Annotated in this window: 22 protein-coding genes; 14 read left to right on the top strand and 8 right to left on the bottom strand. The window is 30.5% G+C overall.

Translation table 11 applies throughout. The annotated features are described in order from the left end of the window. Window positions 1-190: 190 nt before the first annotated feature. From BUA86_RS15120 to BUA86_RS15085, 8 genes are all read right to left on the bottom strand, one after another. Window positions 191-658, bottom strand: coding sequence for a hypothetical protein (locus BUA86_RS15120; protein WP_072933989.1), 468 nt, complete (start codon window positions 656-658; stop codon window positions 191-193). Window positions 659-771: 113 nt separating this feature from the next. After that, window positions 772-963 (bottom strand): cold-shock protein, encoded by a 192-nt coding sequence (locus BUA86_RS15115; RefSeq protein ID WP_072933988.1) that lies wholly within the window; start codon window positions 961-963, stop codon window positions 772-774. A gap of 18 nt (window positions 964-981) precedes the next feature. Next, window positions 982-1,401, bottom strand: a complete 420-nt coding sequence (locus BUA86_RS15110) for a cold shock domain-containing protein (RefSeq protein ID WP_072933987.1) — start codon at window positions 1,399-1,401, stop codon at window positions 982-984. Between the two features lie 340 nt (window positions 1,402-1,741). Continuing rightward, a complete protein-coding gene (locus tag BUA86_RS15105) occupies window positions 1,742-2,533 on the bottom strand; it encodes a (Fe-S)-binding protein (RefSeq protein WP_072933986.1) in 792 nt (263 codons plus the stop codon). A 37-nt stretch (window positions 2,534-2,570) separates the two neighbouring features. Then, window positions 2,571-3,002 carry an LNS2 domain-containing protein gene (locus BUA86_RS15100; protein WP_072933985.1) on the bottom strand — a complete coding sequence of 144 codons (432 nt, stop codon included), beginning with the start codon at window positions 3,000-3,002 and terminating at the stop codon, window positions 2,571-2,573. An 84-nt stretch (window positions 3,003-3,086) separates the two neighbouring features. Next, window positions 3,087-4,412 (bottom strand): 4Fe-4S dicluster domain-containing protein, encoded by a 1,326-nt coding sequence (locus tag BUA86_RS15095; protein WP_072933992.1) that lies wholly within the window; start codon window positions 4,410-4,412, stop codon window positions 3,087-3,089. Window positions 4,413-4,451: 39 nt separating this feature from the next. Then, window positions 4,452-5,426 carry an MlaD family protein gene (locus BUA86_RS15090; RefSeq protein ID WP_072933984.1) on the bottom strand — a complete coding sequence of 325 codons (975 nt, stop codon included), beginning with the start codon at window positions 5,424-5,426 and terminating at the stop codon, window positions 4,452-4,454. Window positions 5,427-5,484: 58 nt separating this feature from the next. Then, a complete protein-coding gene (locus BUA86_RS15085) occupies window positions 5,485-6,780 on the bottom strand; it encodes an N-acetylmuramoyl-L-alanine amidase family protein (protein WP_229731941.1) in 1,296 nt (431 codons plus the stop codon). A gap of 72 nt (window positions 6,781-6,852) precedes the next feature. On the opposite strand from BUA86_RS15085, the gene BUA86_RS15080 reads away from it, so the two are divergent. The 14 genes from BUA86_RS15080 to BUA86_RS15015 all read left to right on the top strand — a co-directional run bounded on the left by BUA86_RS15080 (window position 6,853) and on the right by BUA86_RS15015 (window position 21,899). Continuing rightward, the gene (locus BUA86_RS15080) at window positions 6,853-9,465 is read left to right on the top strand and encodes a putative LPS assembly protein LptD (protein WP_072933982.1); all 2,613 of its coding nucleotides are present in this window, start codon (window positions 6,853-6,855) and stop codon (window positions 9,463-9,465) included. 12 nt (window positions 9,466-9,477) lie between these two features. Then, a complete protein-coding gene (locus BUA86_RS15075) occupies window positions 9,478-9,864 on the top strand; it encodes a RidA family protein (protein ID WP_072933981.1) in 387 nt (128 codons plus the stop codon). A gap of 9 nt (window positions 9,865-9,873) precedes the next feature. Beyond that, on the top strand, window positions 9,874-10,350 hold the full coding sequence (locus BUA86_RS15070) for a hypothetical protein (RefSeq protein WP_072933980.1): 477 nt from the start codon (window positions 9,874-9,876) through the stop codon (window positions 10,348-10,350). Between the two features lie 9 nt (window positions 10,351-10,359). After that, window positions 10,360-11,433: a 4-hydroxythreonine-4-phosphate dehydrogenase PdxA gene (gene pdxA, locus BUA86_RS15065; RefSeq protein ID WP_072933979.1), complete on the top strand. Its 1,074-nt coding sequence runs from the start codon at window positions 10,360-10,362 to the stop codon at window positions 11,431-11,433. A gap of 70 nt (window positions 11,434-11,503) precedes the next feature. Beyond that, entirely contained in the window at window positions 11,504-12,082 is a 579-nt protein-coding gene (locus BUA86_RS15060) for a YceD family protein (RefSeq protein ID WP_072933978.1), read from the top strand. Between the two features lie 55 nt (window positions 12,083-12,137). Further along, window positions 12,138-12,335, top strand: coding sequence for a 50S ribosomal protein L32 (gene rpmF / locus BUA86_RS15055; protein ID WP_072933977.1), 198 nt, complete (start codon window positions 12,138-12,140; stop codon window positions 12,333-12,335). Between the two features lie 124 nt (window positions 12,336-12,459). Then, the gene (gene accB, locus BUA86_RS15050) at window positions 12,460-12,942 is read left to right on the top strand and encodes an acetyl-CoA carboxylase biotin carboxyl carrier protein (RefSeq protein ID WP_072933976.1); all 483 of its coding nucleotides are present in this window, start codon (window positions 12,460-12,462) and stop codon (window positions 12,940-12,942) included. Window positions 12,943-12,965: 23 nt separating this feature from the next. Next, window positions 12,966-14,330, top strand: a complete 1,365-nt coding sequence (gene accC / locus BUA86_RS15045) for an acetyl-CoA carboxylase biotin carboxylase subunit (RefSeq protein ID WP_072933975.1) — start codon at window positions 12,966-12,968, stop codon at window positions 14,328-14,330. Window positions 14,331-14,660: 330 nt separating this feature from the next. Continuing rightward, window positions 14,661-15,983, top strand: coding sequence for a trigger factor (tig, locus tag BUA86_RS15040; protein ID WP_072933974.1), 1,323 nt, complete (start codon window positions 14,661-14,663; stop codon window positions 15,981-15,983). A 51-nt stretch (window positions 15,984-16,034) separates the two neighbouring features. Further along, window positions 16,035-16,700: an ATP-dependent Clp endopeptidase proteolytic subunit ClpP gene (gene clpP, locus BUA86_RS15035; protein WP_072933973.1), complete on the top strand. Its 666-nt coding sequence runs from the start codon at window positions 16,035-16,037 to the stop codon at window positions 16,698-16,700. A 228-nt stretch (window positions 16,701-16,928) separates the two neighbouring features. Next, window positions 16,929-18,077: an ATP-dependent Clp protease ATP-binding subunit ClpX gene (clpX, locus tag BUA86_RS15030; protein ID WP_072933972.1), complete on the top strand. Its 1,149-nt coding sequence runs from the start codon at window positions 16,929-16,931 to the stop codon at window positions 18,075-18,077. 113 nt (window positions 18,078-18,190) lie between these two features. Beyond that, on the top strand, window positions 18,191-20,293 hold the full coding sequence (locus tag BUA86_RS15025) for a T9SS type A sorting domain-containing protein (protein WP_072933971.1): 2,103 nt from the start codon (window positions 18,191-18,193) through the stop codon (window positions 20,291-20,293). Between the two features lie 13 nt (window positions 20,294-20,306). After that, complete coding sequence (locus BUA86_RS15020; RefSeq protein WP_143147342.1) at window positions 20,307-20,543, top strand: hypothetical protein; 237 nt, start codon at window positions 20,307-20,309, stop codon at window positions 20,541-20,543. A gap of 63 nt (window positions 20,544-20,606) precedes the next feature. After that, window positions 20,607-21,899 carry a TlpA family protein disulfide reductase gene (locus BUA86_RS15015; RefSeq protein WP_072933969.1) on the top strand — a complete coding sequence of 431 codons (1,293 nt, stop codon included), beginning with the start codon at window positions 20,607-20,609 and terminating at the stop codon, window positions 21,897-21,899. The last annotated feature ends 80 nt before the right edge of the window (window positions 21,900-21,979 follow it).

The raw sequence follows: 21,979 nt of genomic DNA, 5'->3' as shown, positions 1-21,979 counted from the left end.
TATTACTTATTACTTATTACTTATTACTTATTACTTATTACTTATTACTTTTTACTTTTTACTTTTTACTTTTTACTTATTACTTATTACTTATTACTTATTACTTATTACTTATTACTTAATAAAAAACGAAACAAAAAAAAGTCGAGTTTAAAACCCGACTTTCAATTATTTTTTTTTTTACTAAATATTAGTTTAATAATGTTTTTGCCCAACTTTCTTCAAGTGGCAATAACCAATTTTGATTAAATTCTTTTAAAGAAGAAATTCCATTATTAAAAACTCTAACATTGTTAATTGCTCCTTCTTTAACTAATTGTTTAAAAGTTGGTAATTTTTCAATGATAACTTCTTCTTGGTTCTCATAAGAAACTAACATTCTGTTTAACAAATCAAAAGAATAATCAGCATCAATTTCTCTAATTAATTTTGTTAACTTATCAATTGAACAACCACTTGCAGCTGCCTGATTTTCGTCTACTCCTACAACAATAAATTGATCGTATGGTAATTTAAAATCTGCTAATAGAACGGCTCCATGCGCATTCCAATCTTCAATAAAAATATTTAGTTTAGCTGTAATAGCTTCTTTTTCTTCTTGTGAGAATTTACGATTGGCTTGAAAAATCCAAATTCTTGAATCGTCTGCTAAATTCATTTTCCTCGTTTTTTAATTATAAATTCAAAGTTACAAAATAATTCTAGCTTCATAGAAAAACAAAAAGGAGATTGTTTCCAATCTCCTCCTTTTAATAAAAAACTATGAATAAATTATATTCTTTTTACATTTACTGCCATAAGACCTTTTTTACCTTTTTCAAGGTCGAAAGATACTCTGTCATTTTCGTTAACACGGTCAACTAATCCTGATACGTGAACAAAGATGTCTTCTCCACCATTAGCACTTGAAATAAAACCAAAACCTTTTGATTCGTTGAAGAATTTTACTGTTCCTTCTTGCATTTGTATATATTTAATAAATTATTTTTTTGTTATTTGAGTTGCTCTGAACCCTTTTTCGCTAATCGCTTTCTTAAATTGAACTTGATCTCCAACTTTTAATAATTCTCTCGACTCTTTAAAGTGAAAGAATATTTTATCGTTAGAATTAGGAACTTTTATGAAACCAAAACCTTTTGATTCGTTGTAGTTATCTACAACTCCTTCTATGAAAGCATCTTTTTCTACTTTTCTATCATTTTTAAGTAAATCTCCTTCTTTATCTTGAAGATGTGGAGGAACGTCTGTAAAGTTTCCAAGAACATCAACATAAACAATCATTTCTTCTAATGACTTCCCTTTGTTATTATTCTCTTTTCTATCTTCTCTCTTACTTATTTTTTCGAGTCTTTTTAATGCTTTCTTTTTATTTTTTTCTTTTTTAGATGTTGAATCTGCCATAGAATATCTTTTTTGTCTACTCAGAACTGAATAGAATATTAAACTTAAACTTTATAGAGAGAAAATATAGAAGAATCTATTTTATAAGAGTATCTTGTAACGAATTTTTAGAAGTACAAAAATTAATGAAATGAGTTGACTTGAGTCAAAAAATTGATTAAAAAAAGTAAATAAAAAACATATCTTGATGATTATCAAGAAAAATCTTGTCCCTAATATTCTGCAAATATACAACTTATTAATTATATAAATGTTATATGTTGTAAAACTAATTTGATTTACATAACAAAAGCCATCTAAAATAGATGGCTTTTGTTTTATATTTTTGAAAATATAGTACTTATAAATCTTTAGCTTCCATTATTAATTCAGCCAAATCTTTTACAACTACAGTAGACTCTTTTTCGAAGTGTTTTACTCCATCTGTCATCATTGTATTACAGAAAGGACAACCTGTTGCTATAATATGTGGTTCTTTTTCTAATGCTTCTTCTGTACGTTCTACATTAATGTCTCTATTCCCTTTTTCTGGTTCCTTAAACATTTGTGCACCACCAGCTCCACAACAAAGTCCACGTGTTTTACAACGTTTCATTTCTACTAGCTCTGCATCTAATTTTTCAATTAATTCGCGAGGAGCTTCATAAACGTCATTACCTCTTCCTAAATAACACGGATCATGAAATGTAATTCTTTTACCTTTAAATGTTTCAGAACCTTCTAATTTCAGTTTTCCATCGTTAATTAACTGTTGTAAATACTGAGAGTGATGTAAAACTTCATAGTCTCCTCCTAAAGAAGGGTACTCATTTTTCAGTGTATTGAAGCAATGCGGACAAGTCGTTACAATTTTCTTTATTTCGTAAGCATTTAGAACTTCAATATTCATCATTGCTTGCATTTGGAAAACAAATTCATTCCCTGCTCTTTTTGCTGGATCTCCTGTACATGATTCTTCTGTACCAAGCACAGCAAATTCAACTCCTATATTATTAAGAATTTTTACAAAAGCACGTGTAATTTTTTTAGCTCTGTCATCAAAACTTCCAGCGCATCCAACCCAAAATAAAACTTCTGGTTGTTTACCTTCGGCCATGTACTGAGCCATTGTTTTTACTGTAAAATTTGACATATTTTTTTGTAGTCTTTGTGTTGTGATTAAGATTTAATTAATGATGTTCACCATCATCAAAAACTTGTATTGAAGCAGTTTTCTCTATTAAATCTGTAAATTTACCATTGTATCGTGTTGCTCTTACTAAATGGTTATCTATCCAATGATAATTACCTCCACGAGGTTTTCCCATTAATAAAGCATGATAATTGAAACCATGTTTTTTTAACCATATTTCTGTATACTCACGATGTTCTTCTGTTCTCGACGTAAAAAACGTAATAATATGTCCTTCTTCGTACCATTTGTTTAATGTTTCTAATGCATCTGGATAAACTTCCGCAGTTAACATTCTTTCTGGTTCTTCGTTTGGAATATCATCGCATATTGTTCCGTCAATATCAATTAAATAGTTTTTAACATTTTCCGGTAAAATAGGACTTACTCTCTCTCCATTTTCAATTTTTTCCTCTAAGAAATTCTCCATAGTTTGTTGTCTTTATTGTGTTTGTTGTGTAAATTAATAGTGATTGAGAATGAGTAAATAATTCCTTTTACATGTGTGTTATTATTAATCGTTTGCCCAATTTAATCTGTCTGCATTATTAAATTGCCATGGAGCACCGTTGTTTTCAACGTTTGTCATCATCATATTCAACTCTTGTGGAGCTGCTGACTGTTCCATTACCAAAAAGCGACGTAAATCGACTATAATAGACAACGGATCAATGTTTACAGGACAAGCTTGCACACAAGCATTACATGATGTACATGCCCATAATTCTTCTGCTGTAATGTAATCATTTACCAATGTTTTACCATCGTCAACAAACTTTCCATTTGTATCAATGTTTTTACTAATATCTTCTAAACGATCTCTTGTATCCATCATAATTTTACGTGGAGATAATTTCTTTCCCGTTAAATTAGCTGGACATTCTGAGGTGCATCGTCCACATTCTGTACAAGTATATGCATTTAATAATTGTACCTGATTAAGATCAAACACATCTTTTGCTCCAAATGTCTCAGGCTCTCCCTGTGGTTCTGCAGGTGCTGCATAAGGATCTGCATTTGGATCCATCATCATTTTTACTTCATTTGTAACAGCTTCCAAATTATTGAATTCTCCTTTTGGTTCTAATTTAGAAAACCAAGTATTTGGAAATGCTAATATGATATGTAAATGTTTTGAGTAATATAAATAATTTAAGAAAAAGAAAATACCAATGATATGAAACCACCACGCTGCTCTTTCTATAATTGTAATAAATGTTATATCGTTAAACTGACGAATAATTGGTGCTGTTAACCATGATGAAATAGGAAATGACCCTGCTTGAGAATAATGTGGAGCATTCATCTCTTGTAAAACCTGATCTGCACCATTCATTGTAAACAATGCCAGCATAAATGCAACTTCCATAAACAAAATGTAATTGGCATCATCTTTCGGCCAATTTTTCATTTCTGGATTCCAAAAACGTTTTATTTTAACAATATTTCTTCTAATCCAAAATACGATACAAGAAGTCATTACAAGGAAAGCTAAAATCTCAAAAAAGCCTATCATTCCATTATAAAAACTTCCTAAAAAGCTTAAAATACGATGTGTTCCAAAAATTCCGTCTATAATAATTTCTAGCACTTCGATATTAATCAGAACAAAACCAACATATACAAAAATATGTAATATACCAGGAATTGGTCTTACAGTCATTTTGCCTTGTCCTAAAGCTACACGAGCCATTGTTTTCCATCGTTCTGCTGGACGATCAAATCGATTAATATCTTTTCCTAATTTAATGTTCCGTATTAGACGTTTTACGTTTAGCGTAAAAAACCAAATACTTCCAATCATAATTAATAGGAAAATTACATTTGGAATGTAGTTTATCATTTATTTTAGTCTTTTGTGTGTTTTGGTTATATTCTTTTATTGCTGAACTGGTTGTTTTTTTCCGAAGACAGAAATGTTAACATAACGACTTGGATTTTTCTTTAAATCTTCAACCAAAGCATTCATATTTTTTATTGTAGCCTCTAATTCATTTGCAATTCCTTCGTCTTTTGCTAATTTACCTAAAGAACCTTTACCATTATTAATATCCTCTAACAAGGTATTTAAATTTTTTGAAGAATTCTCGAAATTCTTAACAATTTGATCCAATTGCAATTCATTAATCTTATCTGCTGTTTTACCAAATTTATCAATTGTTGTTTTAGTAGAAGCTAATGTTGCATTTGCATTGTTTAATGTAGATGTCAACGTTTTCTCATTAGATGCAATTAAACGATTGGCACTATTTGATGTAGCTGTTAATGATTGTGCAGTTTTATCAAAAGAATCAATTGTATGATTTAAATTTCTCAACATTAATTTTATATCACGTTGAGTTGATGGATCTAATATATTATTTACTCCACCTAAAGTTTGATTAACACTTAATAAAACGCTATCTAATTTTGCCTGTGTAGGCGATAATTGTTTTGTTATACCATCAAATAATCCACCAGCAATTCGTCCAGTTAAATAATCACCACTCTTTGCTATATCAGTGCTATAATCTAAAACTAATCTAATTTCTGGACCAGACATGATTCCTGGTTCATAAATTTCAGCAACTGTTTTCTTAGAAAATTCGATATCTTTTTCTACAGAAATTACCACTTCAAAATAAATTGGTTTTGCAGTATCTATAATTTTTATTTCTTTCACCTGCCCAACTCTTAATCCGTTTACAGATACAGGTTTTGATGGAGCTAATCCATTTACATTTTCATATTTAACCGTAAATAAACGACCTGATGAAAAAATGTTTTGCCCTTTTAAGAAATTAAACAATATAAAAAAACCAACTAAGGTTAAGATTGTTATAATTCCTATTTTGAATTCTTTAGATAATTTCACTGTTATGATTTTATGCAAAAATAAAACTTAATTTGTAAAGAAACATTTTATATTACAATTACATTGGTTGTTCACCATTAAATGTAACAATAAAGGCGTTTCTAAAACCTTTATCTTGTACTTGTTTTAATACCTTTTGAGCAGCTTCCATTGTTGTTTCTGCTCCGTAATAATATTTTTGTAAGCCTCCTTCTTTTACTCGAAGTACATTTGTTAATCCATTAAATTTATCGTCTCTATCACGATATTTTTTATTAGATGTCATGAATTGTACACGGTAATTCTTTCCTGCTTCTAACTTTTTATTTGTCTCAAATTCTACAATTTTCGCTCCAGAGAAGCCTTTACGCTTCATACTTGTTAAAAGATCATCTGCACGAGATTGTAAATCTGTTTCACCGTAATAATAAACATACTTATTACCTTCCTGAATAACTTCAAAATCTGTTAAACCTCTTAATTGTGGTGAAGTAGAAGAAAATTTCATGGTAGATTCCATTACTCTAATTTTTAATTTCTTCCCTTCTAAAGGTTTTTCTACTTTTTTAACAGGTTTTGGTTTTTCCTCTTCTTCAGAAACTCCACTTCTTCTGTCATACTCACTTTTATATTGTTTAAAAGCTTTGTAAAGAGATTCAGCCACATCTTGTTTTCCTTGTTCAGATGCTAAATAAGTTCCTTCATCATAATTAGAAATAAAACCCATTTCCACCAAAACAGATGGTGAAGCATTATTTCTTAATACGTGTAAATTTCCTTGTTTAACTCCTCTACTTCTTCTTCCTTGACTGTTTACAAAAGTTTTCTCCATTAAATCTGCAAAACGTAAACTTTGTTCTTTGTAAGCAGCATTCATAATCTCAAAAGCAATTACAGCTTCTGGATCATTTGGATTAAATTTTTCGTATTTCTCTTGGTCTTTTTCTAAGAATACAACCGAATTCTCTCTGCGAGAAACCTCATCTGTCTGATCCATTTTTTTAAGTCCCATTACAAAGGTTTCAGTTCCAGTTGCTGATGTATTTGAGGCAGAATTACAATGCACCGACACAAATAAATTAGCATGATTGGCATTAGAAATGTCAGCTCTTTCGGATAATTCTAAGAAAACATCTGTTTTCCTAGTCCAAACAACTTTAACATCTTTATGATTTTTCTCGATAAGATTTCCAAATCTCAAAGAAACATCTAATGCAATATTCTTTTCTAAATCAGCGACTCCCCTTGCTCCAGTGTCATGTCCACCATGACCAGCATCAATAACAATAACAAAATTTTGTTTTTTTTGTGAAAATGAAAACACAGAAAATGTCACCATCATCACAAAAAATAAATACTTTTGTATGTTAATCATTTTTAAACTCATACTCTAGGTTTGTTTTTTTGATTAATTTTGACGCAATTTATAAAAAATAAGTTTTTCAATTTGTTTACAAAGGCAATAAAATCGATTTTATTTTTTAGTCCTGTAATGATTTGTACTATTTCGGTAGCACAAGTAAGGCAAAATAATAACGATAAAGATAACTCTAAAGTTGTATCCGATTCTGTTAAATTAGATACAATTATTCCTGTAAAGGAGAAATTAGAGTTTATAGTAGAACATAGTTCTGAGGACGAAATTCATAACCGTAAAAAACGTATGACTTACCTTTTGCGTAAGGCACATGTTACCTATGGTGATATGGTTATTGATGCAGATTATATAGAATTAAATTGGGATACAGGTGATGTTTATGCCGAAGGTAAGCGCGATTCTATTGGTAATATTATTGAAAAAACAAAGTTTACACAAGGACAGCAAGAAATTCTGCAAGATGCTTTTAAAGTTAATTTTAAAACAAGAGTCGGAATTGCTTACAACATTAGAATGACACAAGACGAAGGTGTTATTATTGCAGACAAAGCTAAACGTGTAAACGATTCTGTAATGTTATTAAAACGTGCAGATTTTACAACCGACACTTATTTTAAAGAAGGTAAAGACACACGTCCTGACTATCTTCTTCGTGCAAGAGAAGGTAAAATGATTAAAAAACCAGCTGGAAATACTTTAATCACAGGACCAATCAATATGTATATTTATGATGTCCCTACTCCACTTGCTTTACCATTTGGTTATATCCCTGCAATGGGAGCAAAACGTGCAGCAGGTATTTTAATGCCTCGTCCCGGAGAAAGAACAAATCTTGGTTTCTTTATAGAAGATTTAGGTTTTTATATTCCATTTGGAGATAATTTCGATTTAAAACTTTCTGGAGATGTCTATACAAAAGGAAGTTGGGCTTTACGTGGAGAGTCTACCTATAAAAAAAGATACAAATACAACGGTACATTTTCTGCAAGTGTAGAAAATAGATTAACAGGTATAAAGGGAATTACAGATGGTGCAAATGCATTTTCTAAACAAAATTTATTTGGAATTACTTGGTCGCATACGCAAGATCCAAAGGCAAATCCATTCTTATTGTTTAATGCCAATGTAAATTTCTCTAGTGCTAAATATTTCCGCCAATCTGTAAGGAATCAATACATTAATACTGGACAAGTTTTCACAAACAACGTTAACTCGTCTATTAACTTAACAAAAAACTTTGAGAATGCTCCATTAACAGCACAGTTAAGTATGTCACATTCTCAGAATTATAATACAGGACAAGTTAATGTTTCGTTTCCGAAATTAAACCTTAACATGTCACGTGTTTTTCCTTTTGCTAAGAAGAATATGCCAAAAGAAGGTTTATTACAAAACCTTGGTTTAACATATGCTTTACAAGCAGGAAATGAAGTAAACACAACAGATAAAGATCTTTTTACAGATAAAATGTGGAAAGAGCAAATGCGAATGGGTGCTAATCATAAAATTGGTTTACAAACTGGTGTTACTTTAGCAAATTATTTCCCTTTAACGTTATCGTCAGATTATAACGAGGTTTGGGGAGACAACAGATTAGTAAAACGATACAATAATGTAAATAATAGAGTTGAGGATACAACATTAAAAGGATTTAATTCTTACAGAACTTTTAATTTTAATGCTTCCTTATCTACTAATATTTATGGAACTTATATCAATCCAAATAAAAATGCTCCGATTCTTGGTGTGCAACATGTTATTACACCAACAATTGGTTATAGTTTTACGCCAGATTTCCAAGATCCTTCATGGGGATATTATAAATCTTATCAAGGAAGAAATCAAGAAGAAATATGGTATAATCAATATCAAAATTCATTATATGGTGTAAGTGTTCCTGGTTTAACAAACTCATTAAACTTCGGAATCTCAAACAACTTAGAAATGAAGATTAGAGATGAAGATGATTCGAAAGGTTTCAAAAAAATTAAAATATTTGAATATTTAAGATTTACTTCTGCCTATAATTTTTCAGCAGAAGAATTTAAACTTTCTCCTATTAATATTAATGGAATGACATCTTTATTTGATCGTAAAGTGAATGTACAGTTTTCATCAAGTGTGAATCCTTATGAAATAAGACGATATATTAATGCTGATGGAAGAGAGGTTTCTGAAAGAGTTGATAATATCGGACTAAAACATTTACGCATTTCTAACGTAACTTTAGGAACTGGTTATACGTTTGATAATAGTACTTTTGGAGGCGAGCGATTTGAAGCTAAGAATTATAAAAGAAAAGGAACTGTTCGTGATGAAAATTTCTATTACGACAACGATAATTATGCACATTATGCAATTCCTTGGAGTTTAACCGCTAATTTAAGCTACAATTACTCTAAAGGAACAGAAAGAAAAGGAAATAGTACTGCCTCTGTTGCAATGAATGGTAAAATTTCTCCAACTCCATATTGGGCTATTTCTGCCAATGCAACATACGATTTCATTACGAATGAAATTACATATGTTCGTTTTGGTTTTGAGAGAGATTTACGAAGCTTTACATTCTCTTTTAACTGGACACCAATGGGAACATATAAGAGTTATGATTTCTTCATCGGAATCAAAGCTTCTATTTTACAAGATTTAAAATACAACGAAAGATCTCGACTTAATTATTAAAAAAATATAAAAATGAAAAAACAAATTATTCACACAGATAAAGCACCACAAGCAATTGGTCCTTATTCGCAAGGAGTTAAATACAATGGTTTTATTTACACATCTGGACAAATCCCGTTCAATGTAGAGAAAAACGAATTGGTTACAACAGGAATTCAAGACGAAGTACACCAAGTAATGAAAAATGTTATCGAAATTTTAAAAGCTGGTGGCACATCAATTGATAATGTTGTAAAGGCAACTATTTTTGTAAAAGATTTAAATGATTTTAATCTTGTTAACGAAGTATATGCTTCTTATTTTAACGATGAAAACTATCCAGCTCGCGAATGTGTAGAAGTGGCTCGTTTACCTCGTGATGTTAATGTAGAAATATCTGTAATAGCTATTGCAGACTAATAAAAAAATATGCTAAGAGACAAAACCGTTGTAAGAAATACAATTGCAGTATTAATTGGATTAGCAATAATCTATGTTATTGTGCAATTTGGTCTTATTTACAATGCAGATCGTTTAGGATGGGACGATAAAATTTTTCCAGAATGGAGACATGTTATTAAATTCTTTTCTGTTGGAGTAGGTAAAAAAAATGAAGTACAATTTTTCGGATCTATGCTTGCCATAAGTGGTTTAGGAGCATTAATTGGTGGAGTTGTAACAGCACTTATTGTAAGAAGAGCAAAACAAGCTTACACGATGTTTGTTGGTTTTATTTTATTAATAATTGCTCTAGGAGATGTTTTAATCACTCCTTACCACCCGACTTGGTATGAAGTTGCAATATGTCCTGTTTTATTCTTTTCATCTTGGATTGGAGGTTTATGTGTAGATTTAATCTATAAAAAATTCTTAAAAAGAAACAAACCAACAAGTCAATCTTATTAAATTAAAATTATGTCTGAAAAAGATAGAAAAATAAGAGTAGCCATTTCTATTGGCGATTATAATGGAGTTGGAATAGAAGTTATTCTAAAAACCTTACATGAGAAAGAAATCACAGAGTTTTTTACACCTGTAATTTTTGGTTCAACAAAACTACTATCTTTTCAAAAAGATCGTTTAAAACTTGACCGTATCAACTTTCAAGGAATTCATGATGCAAGTCAAATTGTTGATGGTAAGATAAATGTTGTTAACCTTTGGAAAGATCAAATTGATGTACATTTTGGTAAAGTTACAAAGGAAGCTGGTGAACATGCTTATCAATCTTTAAAAGCCGCAGCAGAATCTGTTTCTAACGGCTTTACGGATGTTTTGGTAACAGCACCAATCAACAAAGATAATATTCAATCAGAGGAATTTAATTTTCCTGGACACACAGAATTTTTAGGTAAAGTTTGGGAAGGAAAACCATTAATGTTTTTAGTTTCAGAAAAATTAAGAGTAGGTTTAGTTACACAACACATTCCAGTTAGTGAGATTTCAAAAAACATTAACCCTAAATCTGTTTATTCAAAAATTCAACAAATTCATAAAAGTTTAGTTGAAGACTACGCTATCTCAAAACCTAAAATTGCTGTATTAGGATTAAATCCTCATGCTGGAGATAATGGTTTATTAGGATCTGAAGAAAAAGAAATAATTTCTCCAGTTATCGAACGTTGTATTAACGAAGATAAGTTAATCTTTGGACCTTATCCTGCTGATAGTTTTTTTAACTCTAGTAATTTAAATAACTTTGATGGAGTTCTTGCTATGTACCATGATCAAGGATTAGTTGCTTTTAAAACAATTAGTTTTGATGAAGGTGTAAATTACACTGCAGGGTTAAAATATGTACGTACTTCACCAGATCATGGTGTTGCATATGACATAGCAGGAAAAGGAATTGCTAATGAAGAATCTTTTAAAGAAGCTATTTTTGCAGCAATAGAATTATTCAAAAATAGAGAAGAATATAAAGAACTGACACAAAACGTTCTTCAACACATTCCTCTAAAATTGGAGAAAGGTGACAATAGAGAATAAAATTTAAAAAATATTACAAAGAACTATTAATTTTAAATAAATTAGATTATCTTTGCAAACCTTTTGTGGTATGGACAAGTTAAAAAATTACAATATTATATTTACAAGCTTGCCTTTTGGTAAGAGTGATTTTACATTCGAATTATCACAATCGTTCTTTGAATTATTTGATATTGAACAAGATTTTGAAAACCCTAATATTATTGCAACAATTATATTAGAAAAAAAATCTACAATGCTAGAATTAGAAATTCAGTTAAAAGGAACAATTACTGTACCTTGTGATTTAACTGGAGAATTATTTGAGCAAGAAATTTCAAATAAAGCAGAATTAATTGTTAAATTTGGAGACGAATTTGACGATACGGATAATGAGATTTGGATTATTCCTAGAGAGGAATATCAGATAAACATTGCACAAGTTCTTTATGAGTTAGCAATGTTATCAGTTCCAACAAAACGTATTCATCCAGATGTTCTAAATGGGAAAAGCGATTCTGACATGATCGAATTACTTGACCAGTATAGTATCTACGAATTAAACGAAGATGCAGAAGAAGACAATGAGGATAAAAATAACAACGATGATGATGACGATAATGAAGACATCGATCCTCGTTGGGCAAAATTGAAAGATTTAAAACCTTAATTGGTTTTATTAGTTAAAATAAATTATAGAAATAAAGAAAAAAAAGTAGTTAGATATGGCACATCCTAAGAGAAGACAGTCGTCAACAAGAAGAGATAAACGTAGAACGCACTACAAAATCGAAGCTCCACAATTAGCAATCGATAAAACTTCTGGTGAAGCACATTTATACCACAGAGCTCACTGGGCTGACGGAAAATTATACTACAAAGGAAAAGTAGTATTAGAAAACGTACAAGAAGTTACTGAATAATATAATCTTAGAAAGATTTTAGAGCTGTTTCCAAAAAAAGAAGCAGCTTTTTTTATTTTTTTTAATACCTTTGATTTCTTTTAACAAGAATATAACGAAAAGGTCAAATTAAAAACCGCATTATATGGACATTAAAGACATTCAAAATTTAATTAGATTTGTTTCAAAAGCAGAAGTTGCTGAAGTAAGCATCAAACAAGATGACATTGAAATAAAAATCAAAACATTAGCGAGTGTTCCTGCACAAGTTGCGTCTCAACAATATTACGTACCTCAAGCTCCTGCTGCATTTGCTCCACAAGCTCCTGCTGCAGCTCCAACAAACAACTCTACAGAAACAACTGTAGCAGCAGATGAAAATAGTAATTATGTTACTATAAAATCTCCTATGATTGGAACTTTCTACCGTTCTGCGGGTCCTGGAAAAGAACCTTTTATAGCTGTTGGTGATTCTATCAATTCTGGTAAAGTTTTATGTATTGTTGAAGCAATGAAATTATTCAACGAAATCGAATCTGAAATTTCTGGTAAAATCGTTAAAATCTTAGTAGACGATGCTAGCCCAGTAGAATATGATCAACCATTATTCTTAGTTGATCCTTCTTAATTTATTCTTACATCTAGAAAATTATGTTTAAGAAGATATTAATTGCAAATAGAGGAGAAATTGCAATGCGTATTATACGTACTGCAAAAGAAATGGGTATAAAAACTGTTGCTGTATACTCTAAAGCAGACGAAACATCTTTACATGTTCGCTTCGCTGACGAAGCTGTGTGTATTGGTCCTGCACCAAGTAAGGATTCGTACCTTAAAATGTCTAACATTATTGCAGCTGCAGAAATTACAGATGCTGATGCTATTCACCCAGGTTACGGATTTTTATCAGAGAACTCAACTTTTTCTAAGATCTGTCAATCGAACGGAATTAAATTTATTGGAGCACCTTCAGACAATATCGACCGTATGGGAGATAAAGCGAATGCAAAAGCAACAATGAAAGAAGCAGGTGTACCTGTTGTTCCTGGTTCTGACGGTTTATTAGAAAGTTACGAACAAGCTGTAGAAGTTGCTCGTGAAATAAAATACCCAGTAATGATGAAAGCTACTGCCGGTGGTGGTGGTAAAGGTATGCGTGCTATTTGGAAAGAAGAAGATTTATTACATGCTTGGGAATCTGCTCGTCAAGAAGCAGCTGCTGCCTTCGGAAACGATGGTATGTACATGGAAAAATTAATCGAAGAACCACGTCATATCGAAATACAAGTTGCAAGTGACCAAAATGGTAGAGCTTGTCACTTATCAGAGCGTGACTGTTCTATCCAAAGACGTAACCAAAAATTAGCAGAAGAAACTCCATCTCCAATTATGACTGACGATTTACGTCAACGTATGGGTGATGCAGCTATCAAAGCTTGTGAATTCATCGGTTATGAAGGTGTTGGTACAATCGAATTTTTGGTTGACAAACATGGAGATTTCTACTTTATGGAAATGAATACTCGTATCCAAGTAGAACACCCAATTACTGAACAAGTAACAGGTTTCGATTTAATCCGTGAACAAATTATGTTAGCGGCTGGTGAATCAATATCTGGTAAAAACTATTTCCCACAAGGTCATTCTATCGAATGTCGTATCAATGCAGAAGATCCTTACAATGACTTCCGCCCTTCTCCAGGAAAAATTACATCTATTAATATCCCTGGTGGTAATGGTGTTCGTGTAGATACACACGTATATGCTGGTTATACAATTCCACCTAATTACGATTCTATGATTGCTAAGTTAATTACAACTGCACAAACACGTGAAGAAGCAATTAATAAAATGAAACGTGCATTAGAAGAATTTTATATTGAAGGAATTAAAACAACAATCCCATTCCATTTACAGTTGATGGATCACCCAGATTTTATTGCTGGTAATTACACAACTAAATTTATGGAAGATTTTGTTTTTGATGAATCTTATGCAAACTACGGAGAATTTTAATTAAAAAATTCATTCACATAACTATTAAAAAAGTCAAAGTTTATAAACTTTGACTTTTTTTTATGCACTTTTTTTAGGTCATTTAATGACTAAACGTATTTATAAATGTCAAAATGTCACACTTAGCACATTGGCTTAATTATTGAAATTTCTCTTGACATAAAGAGCGTAAAATTTCGCATTTTTTAATCTGAAGTTTTAAAATAATTATCATTTAACTCAAAAAATATATTAATTGTTAATTAATAGTGATTGAAATACTTGAGTTTTTATTTAATACTAGATAAAGTGATGAAAATTTTATACATTTGCACTCCAAATTTAAGGTAGATGAATATTACTAAAAATACAACAGACAATTTAAATGCAGTATTAACTGTAACTGTTGATAAAGCAGATTATCAAGAAAAAGTAGTTGATGTATTAAATCAATACAGAAAAACGGCAAACATCAAAGGTTTCCGTAAAGGTCAAGTTCCTATGAGTTTCATTAAGAAACAATACGAGCAAGCTGTTATTTTTGATACAGTAAATGACTTATTACAAAAAAGCGTTTCTGACTACATCAATACAGAAAAATTATCAATATTAGGAAATCCAGTTCCTGTAATGAATGATATTGATTGGGATGCTGAACAATTAAACTTTGATTTCGAATTAGGATTAGCTCCAGAATTTGATGTTGATTTATCTAAAGTTGAAATTGAAACTTACAAAGTAAAAGTTGCTGATGACGAGGTACAAAAATATGTAGATAATTTTGCATCTAGATTTGGTTCTTTAAAATCTTTAGCAGAGGCAGAAGCAGAAGCTGTTTTAAAAGTTGATGCAAAAGTAGAAGGACAAGAAGAAGCAAATGCAACATTTGTTCGTTTAGAAGACTTAAAAGATGCATCTGCATTTATCGGTAAAAAAGTAGGTGATGTTGTTGAAGTAAATTCTAATGACATTTTTGATACAGTTGAAGAAGCTACACAAGAATTAAAAACGGAAGTTACTGAAGCTGGTGTAAATGTTTCTTATACTATAAAAGAAATTAATAAAGCTGAAAAAGCTGAAATTAACCAAGAGTTATTTGATAAAGTTTACGGAGAAGGTTCAGTAGATTCTGAAGAAGCTTTCCGTAACAAAATCAAAGAAGAATCTGAAAACATGTACAGCAAAGAAGCTGACAAACAAATCATCAATGATGTTGTAGCTAAATTATTAGATACAGTGAAATTTGATTTACCAACAGAATTCTTAACAAAATGGTTATTAACTTCTAACGAAAATGTAACTTCTGAAGAGCAAGCGAAAGAAGAATTGGTAAAAATGGACAAAAGTTTACGTTACCAATTAATCGAAGCTAAAATTGCAGAAGTTAATAATGTAGAAGTAAATGCAGAAGAAGTAAAACAAGCTGCTTTTGCTGCTATTAAAGATCAATTAAAAATGTACGGTCAAACTTCTATTCCTGAAGAAACATTACAACAAATTGCAATGTCTGCTTTACAAAATCAAGAAGAATACAACCGTTTATCATACCAAGTATTTACAGACAAAATGTTAGAAATTTTCAAAAGCAATGTAAAATTGAATGAGAAAGAAGTAACTTTTGACGAATTTGTAGATATTATTACAGAAAAGAATAAAGAATTAGAAGAAGCTTAATATAAACTTCTGAAAAAATTCTTTATCTTCCATTAAAAATCTAAATAAATCATGAAAAACGTAGGAGAAGAATTTAAAAAATACGCGGCGTTGGACAAAGGAATTAGTTCTCTACATTTAGAAAGCTATATTCAGAATACAACACCATACATTGTTGAGGAAAGAAAATTAAACGTTGCACAAATGGACGTATTCTCTCGCTTAATGATGGATAGAATTATCTTTTTAGGAACAGCTATCGACGATCAAATTGCAAATATTATTCAAGCGCAATTATTATTCTTAGAAAGTGTAGATTCTACTAAAGACATTCAAATTTATGTTAACTCTCCAGGAGGAGGTGTTTATGCAGGATTAGGTATTTACGATACAATGCAATTGGTAAAACCAGATGTAGCAACAATTTGTACTGGTATGGCAGCTTCTATGGGAGCAGTTTTATTAGCTGCTGGTGCTGCAGGAAAACGTTCAGCTCTTAAACATTCTCGCGTAATGATTCATCAACCATTAGGAGGAGCACAAGGACAAGCAACTGATATGGAAATTACATTGAAGGAAATCTTGAAATTGAAAAAAGAATTATATGATATCTTAGCTCACCATTCTGGTCAAACTTATAAACAGATTGAAAAAGATGGAGAACGTGATTACTGGATGACTTCGCAAGAAGCAAAAGAATATGGAATGATTGACGAAGTTTTGTTACCTCGTTCATAAATAGTGATAAAAATCATAAAATAAAAAGCACTCAATTTGAGTGCTTTTTTTGTATTTTAGTACTCCTTACAATATTGCATATAATTCTGATAGCCTCCTCTACAAAAGGTTTTCCGAAAAGGAGACATCATTGTCCTTTTTCATCTCACATTAAATAATAGATAAATTCTACTCAAAATTTTCTATCACAAAGAAAATAAGTAACTTTGCGACTTAATTAAAAAGAATTTGGAAGAAAATAAGTGCTCTTTTTGTGGAAAAAGCAGAAACGAAGTAAATATTTTAGTGTCAGGAATTGACGGTAATATTTGTGATAATTGTATTGAACAAGCTCATGGTATTGTTTTAGAGGAATCTAAATTTAATGATAAAAATGAGTTAATTAAACCTTTAACATTAAAATCACCAAAAGAAATCAAAGAATTTTTAGATGATTATGTAATTGGACAAGATCAAGCAAAAAAAATATTATCTGTAGCTGTATACAATCATTATAAAAGAATCTTATTAGATCGCGATAATGATGTAGAAATTGATAAATCTAACGTAATTCTTGTAGGAGAAACAGGAAGTGGAAAAACATTATTAGCAAAAACAATTGCTAAATTATTAAATGTTCCGTTTGCTATTGTTGATGCTACTGTGCTAACAGAAGCTGGTTACGTTGGTGAAGATGTTGAAAGTATTTTAACTCGTTTATTACAATCTGCAGACTACAATGTTGAATTAGCCGAGAAAGGAATCGTTTTTATAGATGAAATGGATAAAATTGCTCGTAAAAGTGATAATCCATCAATTACAAGAGATGTATCTGGAGAAGGTGTTCAACAAGCTCTTTTAAAAATATTAGAAGGAACAGTTGTTAATGTACCACCCAAAGGAGGACGTAAACATCCTGATCAAAAATTTATAGAAGTTAATACGAAAGATATATTATTTATTGCTGGAGGAGCTTTTTCAGGAATTGAGAAACATATCGCGGATCGTTTAAAGAAACATGTAATTGGTTTTAAGAACGAAGATCAAAAAGAAGTAGAAAATCTTTTAGATGAAGTTAACGCACAAGATTTAAAAAACTTTGGAATTATTCCTGAGTTAATTGGACGATTACCTGTTATTACATTTCTTAAACCTTTAGACAAAGAGGCTATGAGAGCTATTTTAACAGAACCGAAGAATGCTCTTATCAAACAATATACTAAACTTTTTGCTTTAGATGATAGAGAATTAACAGTAACCGATGAAACGTTAAATAAAATTGTAGACAGAGCAAACGAATTAGGTCTCGGAGCTCGCGGTTTACGCGCTGTAACAGAAGAAATTTTTACAGATCTAATGTATGACATTAAAGATTCACCAAAAAAAATAATAATATAATCTTCTGAATTATAACTTTTTATTTATTTTTTTTATATTTGTAACAAGAATTACGTCACTTTACCTAAACAATGTGTTGTAAATTCTGTAACTAAGCTAAAAACAACATTATTATGAAAAAGAATTTACTTGCTTTATTCGCATTAGGGGCTATATGTTCTAGTCTTAATGCTCAGAATACTTTTATTAATGACGCAGTTATTGTAAAAGTGAATCCAAATACATTGTTTTACAACGGTGGTTCAGTAACTGTAAATACACCTGCATCTACTGGAACAACCGAGAAAATTATCAACCAAGGAAATATACAAGTAAGAGGAGGATTTACAAATCAAAATACCACTGGTAAAAATTTTGTAAACAAATACACTGGTTCTTCTTCTTATGGACAGTTAATTATTGATAATGCATCTACAGTAACTGGAAATATTGCAATAGAAAAGACAAAAATGGATGTCAATGCCAATGATTATGCTATGTTAGGTCTTCCATTTTTAGCAGGTCAACAGGTAAGCACTATCATGAATAGAATTACTGGAAATACATCATTTTCTGGAAGTTGTGCAGTAAATACTCCTTGTGGACAGGCTAGATATACACAATCTGCTTTGGTATGGGATGTTGCCAATACAGAGTATGATGCAGTAACAGCAACAACTACTGTTTCTCCTGGTTCTAACTATACATTAAATGTAAGAAATGGAGGACTTAGAACATTTATACAAGGTTTAGGTGCTACAACATCTTTTGGAGTGTATGGTGTACCAAATAATAAGACTGTAACTTTTGATTATGAAAGTGGGCTTAGAAATTTCCCTTCAAAAGCAGCTTATTCAAGTGCAAATTGGGGATCTTGGAAAGAGTTAACAAACAACTATGATGAAAGATATAATTCTTATTTAGGAAATCCTAGTGGACAAGATGGTAGTGTTAGATTTGGAAAAAATATTCATCGTTTCTCAAACCCATTTACATCTAACTTAGATTTATCTGATATCTCAAGAGCTACTTCTTGGTTGAAAATTGTTGTAAACGGTGTAGAAAATACTCCAACTCAATTACATGATACAGCTTTAAGAATTCGTATTACAAAATTACCTATAGCATATACAATTAACTGGGGACCACAAACTGGTGGTAGTAATACAATTAGTGATACAAGAATTAGTGCATATTTAACTAAAGCTGCATCTGGAGCAACTCCATATACATGGGCTGGAAATCCTGATGCTTTACTTATTAAACCATTCGAATATTTTGAGGTAGAATACCCAACTTTAGTTGCAGCAAATATTGGAGGAACTAATGTTGTAACATCTAAATATACATTTACGGATACACAAAAAACATTTGACTATAATTTCTCTGGAAGACCAGTTAATTCAGGTGTTTTTGCTAGATCTTCTCAAAATCAAAGTCAAAATGATACTATAGGTACTAGTTACTTAAATGATGAAACTTTGAAACAAAAAGGATTAGTAGGTGATAATGATTTTACTCAAGTAGAGTTATTCCTATCTAAAAATAATGAAATACAAGGTGAAGCTGGATATTTAATTAATAGTAGTAATTATACTACAGGTTCTGCAAATCCTGCAACTGTAAGAATTTCTACAAACCCTATTTATATCTATGAAGAGACTAAGACTGGTGAATTTTTAAGTGAAAACCAAACGTTACTTAACGAGTTTAATTCTCAAGATTATGTTGGAAAACCTATTAAAATTGGTTTTAATAACTTAGAAGAAGGTGCTCAATATAGAATTAATTTACGTTTGTTTGAACAATCAATTTTAAATCAGATTGATAGTAACTTTAATGTAGGTACATACTATTTATTAGACAAGGTTGCAAATAAAGTGAGTACTGTAGATGCTAACACTGAAATATCATTTACAGCTGATGACAAAATAAATGATCGTTTTGAGTTTTATTGGAATCAAGAACCTAAAACTTTAGGTACTGACGATTTAAATAAAAATAATGCAACTTATTTATACGCTAACAACAATCAGAAATTTGTTCGTTTCGAAGAAAGAAACACTACTGCAACAGTAGAAGTATATGATGTTAGTGGTAGATTAATATCTCGTTTCTCTAATGTTAATACAAATTCTGATTATAAATTAGATATTGCTAAAGCTCCTAATTTATATGTTGTTGTAGTTACATACAAAAATGGAAAAGTAGTAAGCGAGAAAACAACTAATAAATAATTAAACCTACTATATGAAAAATTTTAAATTCCTTTTTACATTTATATTGCTTACAATATTAAATGTATCAATTTCTGCCCAGGACTGTTTACCAGGAGATCCTGATTGTGGGACACCCCCACCTCCTGTTACAGGTGCACCTGGTACACCAGCAACACCGATTGATGATTACATTCCTATGTTGGTTGTTACAGCAATTATAGTTGGTGGAGCAATTTCATACAAACAAAAAGAATTATTTAGAAAATAAATTCATATTTTTAAAACCTCAATCTAAGGATTGAGGTTTTTTTTATAACAAATAAATCATTCAATGAAAAATAAATTTATTATCCCATTAATTATTTTGGGAAGTAGTGCCTTTGGTCAATTTTCTGTTTCTGGTCAGATAGAAAATTATGCTAATAAACCTGTGTTAGTAAAAGTTTTTGAAAACGCAGAACTTAAATTAATTAAAAATATTAATACTGATAATCAAGGAAATTTCTCTGCGAATGTTCCGAAGGAATATAATGGAATTGTTCGTATAGATTTACCTAATGGACAAAATATCTCTTTATTATCTGACAATAAGAATCTTAAATTTAAAACCGTTAATGGTCAAGATTTAAACAAAGAATTGAAAGTTATTGAAGGTGATGCACAAAAAGAATATAATAAGTCTTTAGAATCAAGAACTTTTAATGAAGTACAATCACAAGTTTTTCCTTACTTAATGCAAATGTATAAACCTACAGATGAGTTTTATACTGCAATGGTAAAAGAAGACAAGCGAATTAATGCAATTAAAGACAGTCAGAAATTTTCTGAGTTAGTGACTTACATTGGTAAATTGGCAGATTTAAAACAAAAAGCACAATCTAATACCGATATTGAACTTGCAAATGCAATTGCAACTCATTTTACAAATGATGATGAAAGATTAGAGCAATCTGGGATGTTTAATGATTTGGTTTTTGCTTATATCAATACAAAATTAAGCTCTTCAGGGAGTCAAAATGTTGAAAATAATTTAACTAATGCAACTGAAGAAATTTTAGCTAAAACAGATATTCAGACTACAAGAGGACAAAATGTTTTAACTTCTATTTTAAGTTTTGTTCCAGAGAAAGATTATCCTAATTTTCACAAAAAATACGTAGATAAAGTAAATGGTTTAACATGTAAATTAACAGATCAATTAAAGAAACGTGTTGGACAAAGTACCACTAAAGTTGGAGTAAAAGTGCCTAATATTACATTTGAAAAAAGTGTAAATGGTAAAAAAAGCTTATACGATATTAAAGCAAATCAGAAATTAATTATTTTTTGGGCTTCATGGTGTCCTGCTTGTCAACAAGAGATGCCATACGTAAAAGAGTTCTACAAGGATTTTAAAGCGAAAGGAGGTGAAATAGTTGCTATCTCTTTAGATTATGATCAAAGTGAATTTGCGAAAGCTACAAAAGATTTTTCTTGGTATAATTATACTGATCTGTTGAAATGGGATTCTCCGATTGTTGAAGAATTCGGTATAGAGTCTACTCCTACTCTTCTTTTAATTGATAAAGACAATAAATTAATTAAGAAGTTTAATCATATTTCAGAATTAGAAGCAAGTAAATAAATTATATAGAAGCTGTTTTATTATTATAAGGCAGCTTTTTTTATTTGAAGAAGTTAGAAGCTAGAAGCTAGAAGCTAGAA

Source organism: Chishuiella changwenlii, from assembly GCF_900142565.1.
GTDB lineage: Bacteria > Bacteroidota > Bacteroidia > Flavobacteriales > Weeksellaceae > Empedobacter > Empedobacter changwenlii.
Note: the sequence above shows the minus strand (reverse complement) of the source record. Positions and strands in the feature narration are given on the sequence as shown.

Excerpts from the sequence above, each read along its gene's own strand:
- BUA86_RS15120 (WP_072933989.1), bottom strand. The coding sequence starts at position 658 with ATGAATTTAGCAGACGATTCAAGAATTTGGATTTTTCAAGCCAATCGT.
- BUA86_RS15115 (WP_072933988.1), bottom strand. The coding sequence starts at position 963 with ATGCAAGAAGGAACAGTAAAATTCTTCAACGAATCAAAAGGTTTTGGT.
- BUA86_RS15110 (WP_072933987.1), bottom strand. The coding sequence starts at position 1,401 with ATGGCAGATTCAACATCTAAAAAAGAAAAAAATAAAAAGAAAGCATTA.
- BUA86_RS15105 (WP_072933986.1), bottom strand. The coding sequence starts at position 2,533 with ATGTCAAATTTTACAGTAAAAACAATGGCTCAGTACATGGCCGAAGGT.
- BUA86_RS15100 (WP_072933985.1), bottom strand. The coding sequence starts at position 3,002 with ATGGAGAATTTCTTAGAGGAAAAAATTGAAAATGGAGAGAGAGTAAGT.
- BUA86_RS15085 (WP_229731941.1), bottom strand. The coding sequence starts at position 6,780 with ATGATTAACATACAAAAGTATTTATTTTTTGTGATGATGGTGACATTT.
- BUA86_RS15075 (WP_072933981.1), top strand. The coding sequence starts at position 9,478 with ATGAAAAAACAAATTATTCACACAGATAAAGCACCACAAGCAATTGGT.
- BUA86_RS15070 (WP_072933980.1), top strand. The coding sequence starts at position 9,874 with ATGCTAAGAGACAAAACCGTTGTAAGAAATACAATTGCAGTATTAATT.
- pdxA (WP_072933979.1), top strand. The coding sequence starts at position 10,360 with ATGTCTGAAAAAGATAGAAAAATAAGAGTAGCCATTTCTATTGGCGAT.
- BUA86_RS15060 (WP_072933978.1), top strand. The coding sequence starts at position 11,504 with ATGGACAAGTTAAAAAATTACAATATTATATTTACAAGCTTGCCTTTT.
- rpmF (WP_072933977.1), top strand. The coding sequence starts at position 12,138 with ATGGCACATCCTAAGAGAAGACAGTCGTCAACAAGAAGAGATAAACGT.
- accB (WP_072933976.1), top strand. The coding sequence starts at position 12,460 with ATGGACATTAAAGACATTCAAAATTTAATTAGATTTGTTTCAAAAGCA.
- accC (WP_072933975.1), top strand. The coding sequence starts at position 12,966 with ATGTTTAAGAAGATATTAATTGCAAATAGAGGAGAAATTGCAATGCGT.
- tig (WP_072933974.1), top strand. The coding sequence starts at position 14,661 with ATGAATATTACTAAAAATACAACAGACAATTTAAATGCAGTATTAACT.
- clpP (WP_072933973.1), top strand. The coding sequence starts at position 16,035 with ATGAAAAACGTAGGAGAAGAATTTAAAAAATACGCGGCGTTGGACAAA.
- BUA86_RS15025 (WP_072933971.1), top strand. The coding sequence starts at position 18,191 with ATGAAAAAGAATTTACTTGCTTTATTCGCATTAGGGGCTATATGTTCT.
- BUA86_RS15020 (WP_143147342.1), top strand. The coding sequence starts at position 20,307 with ATGAAAAATTTTAAATTCCTTTTTACATTTATATTGCTTACAATATTA.
- BUA86_RS15015 (WP_072933969.1), top strand. The coding sequence starts at position 20,607 with ATGAAAAATAAATTTATTATCCCATTAATTATTTTGGGAAGTAGTGCC.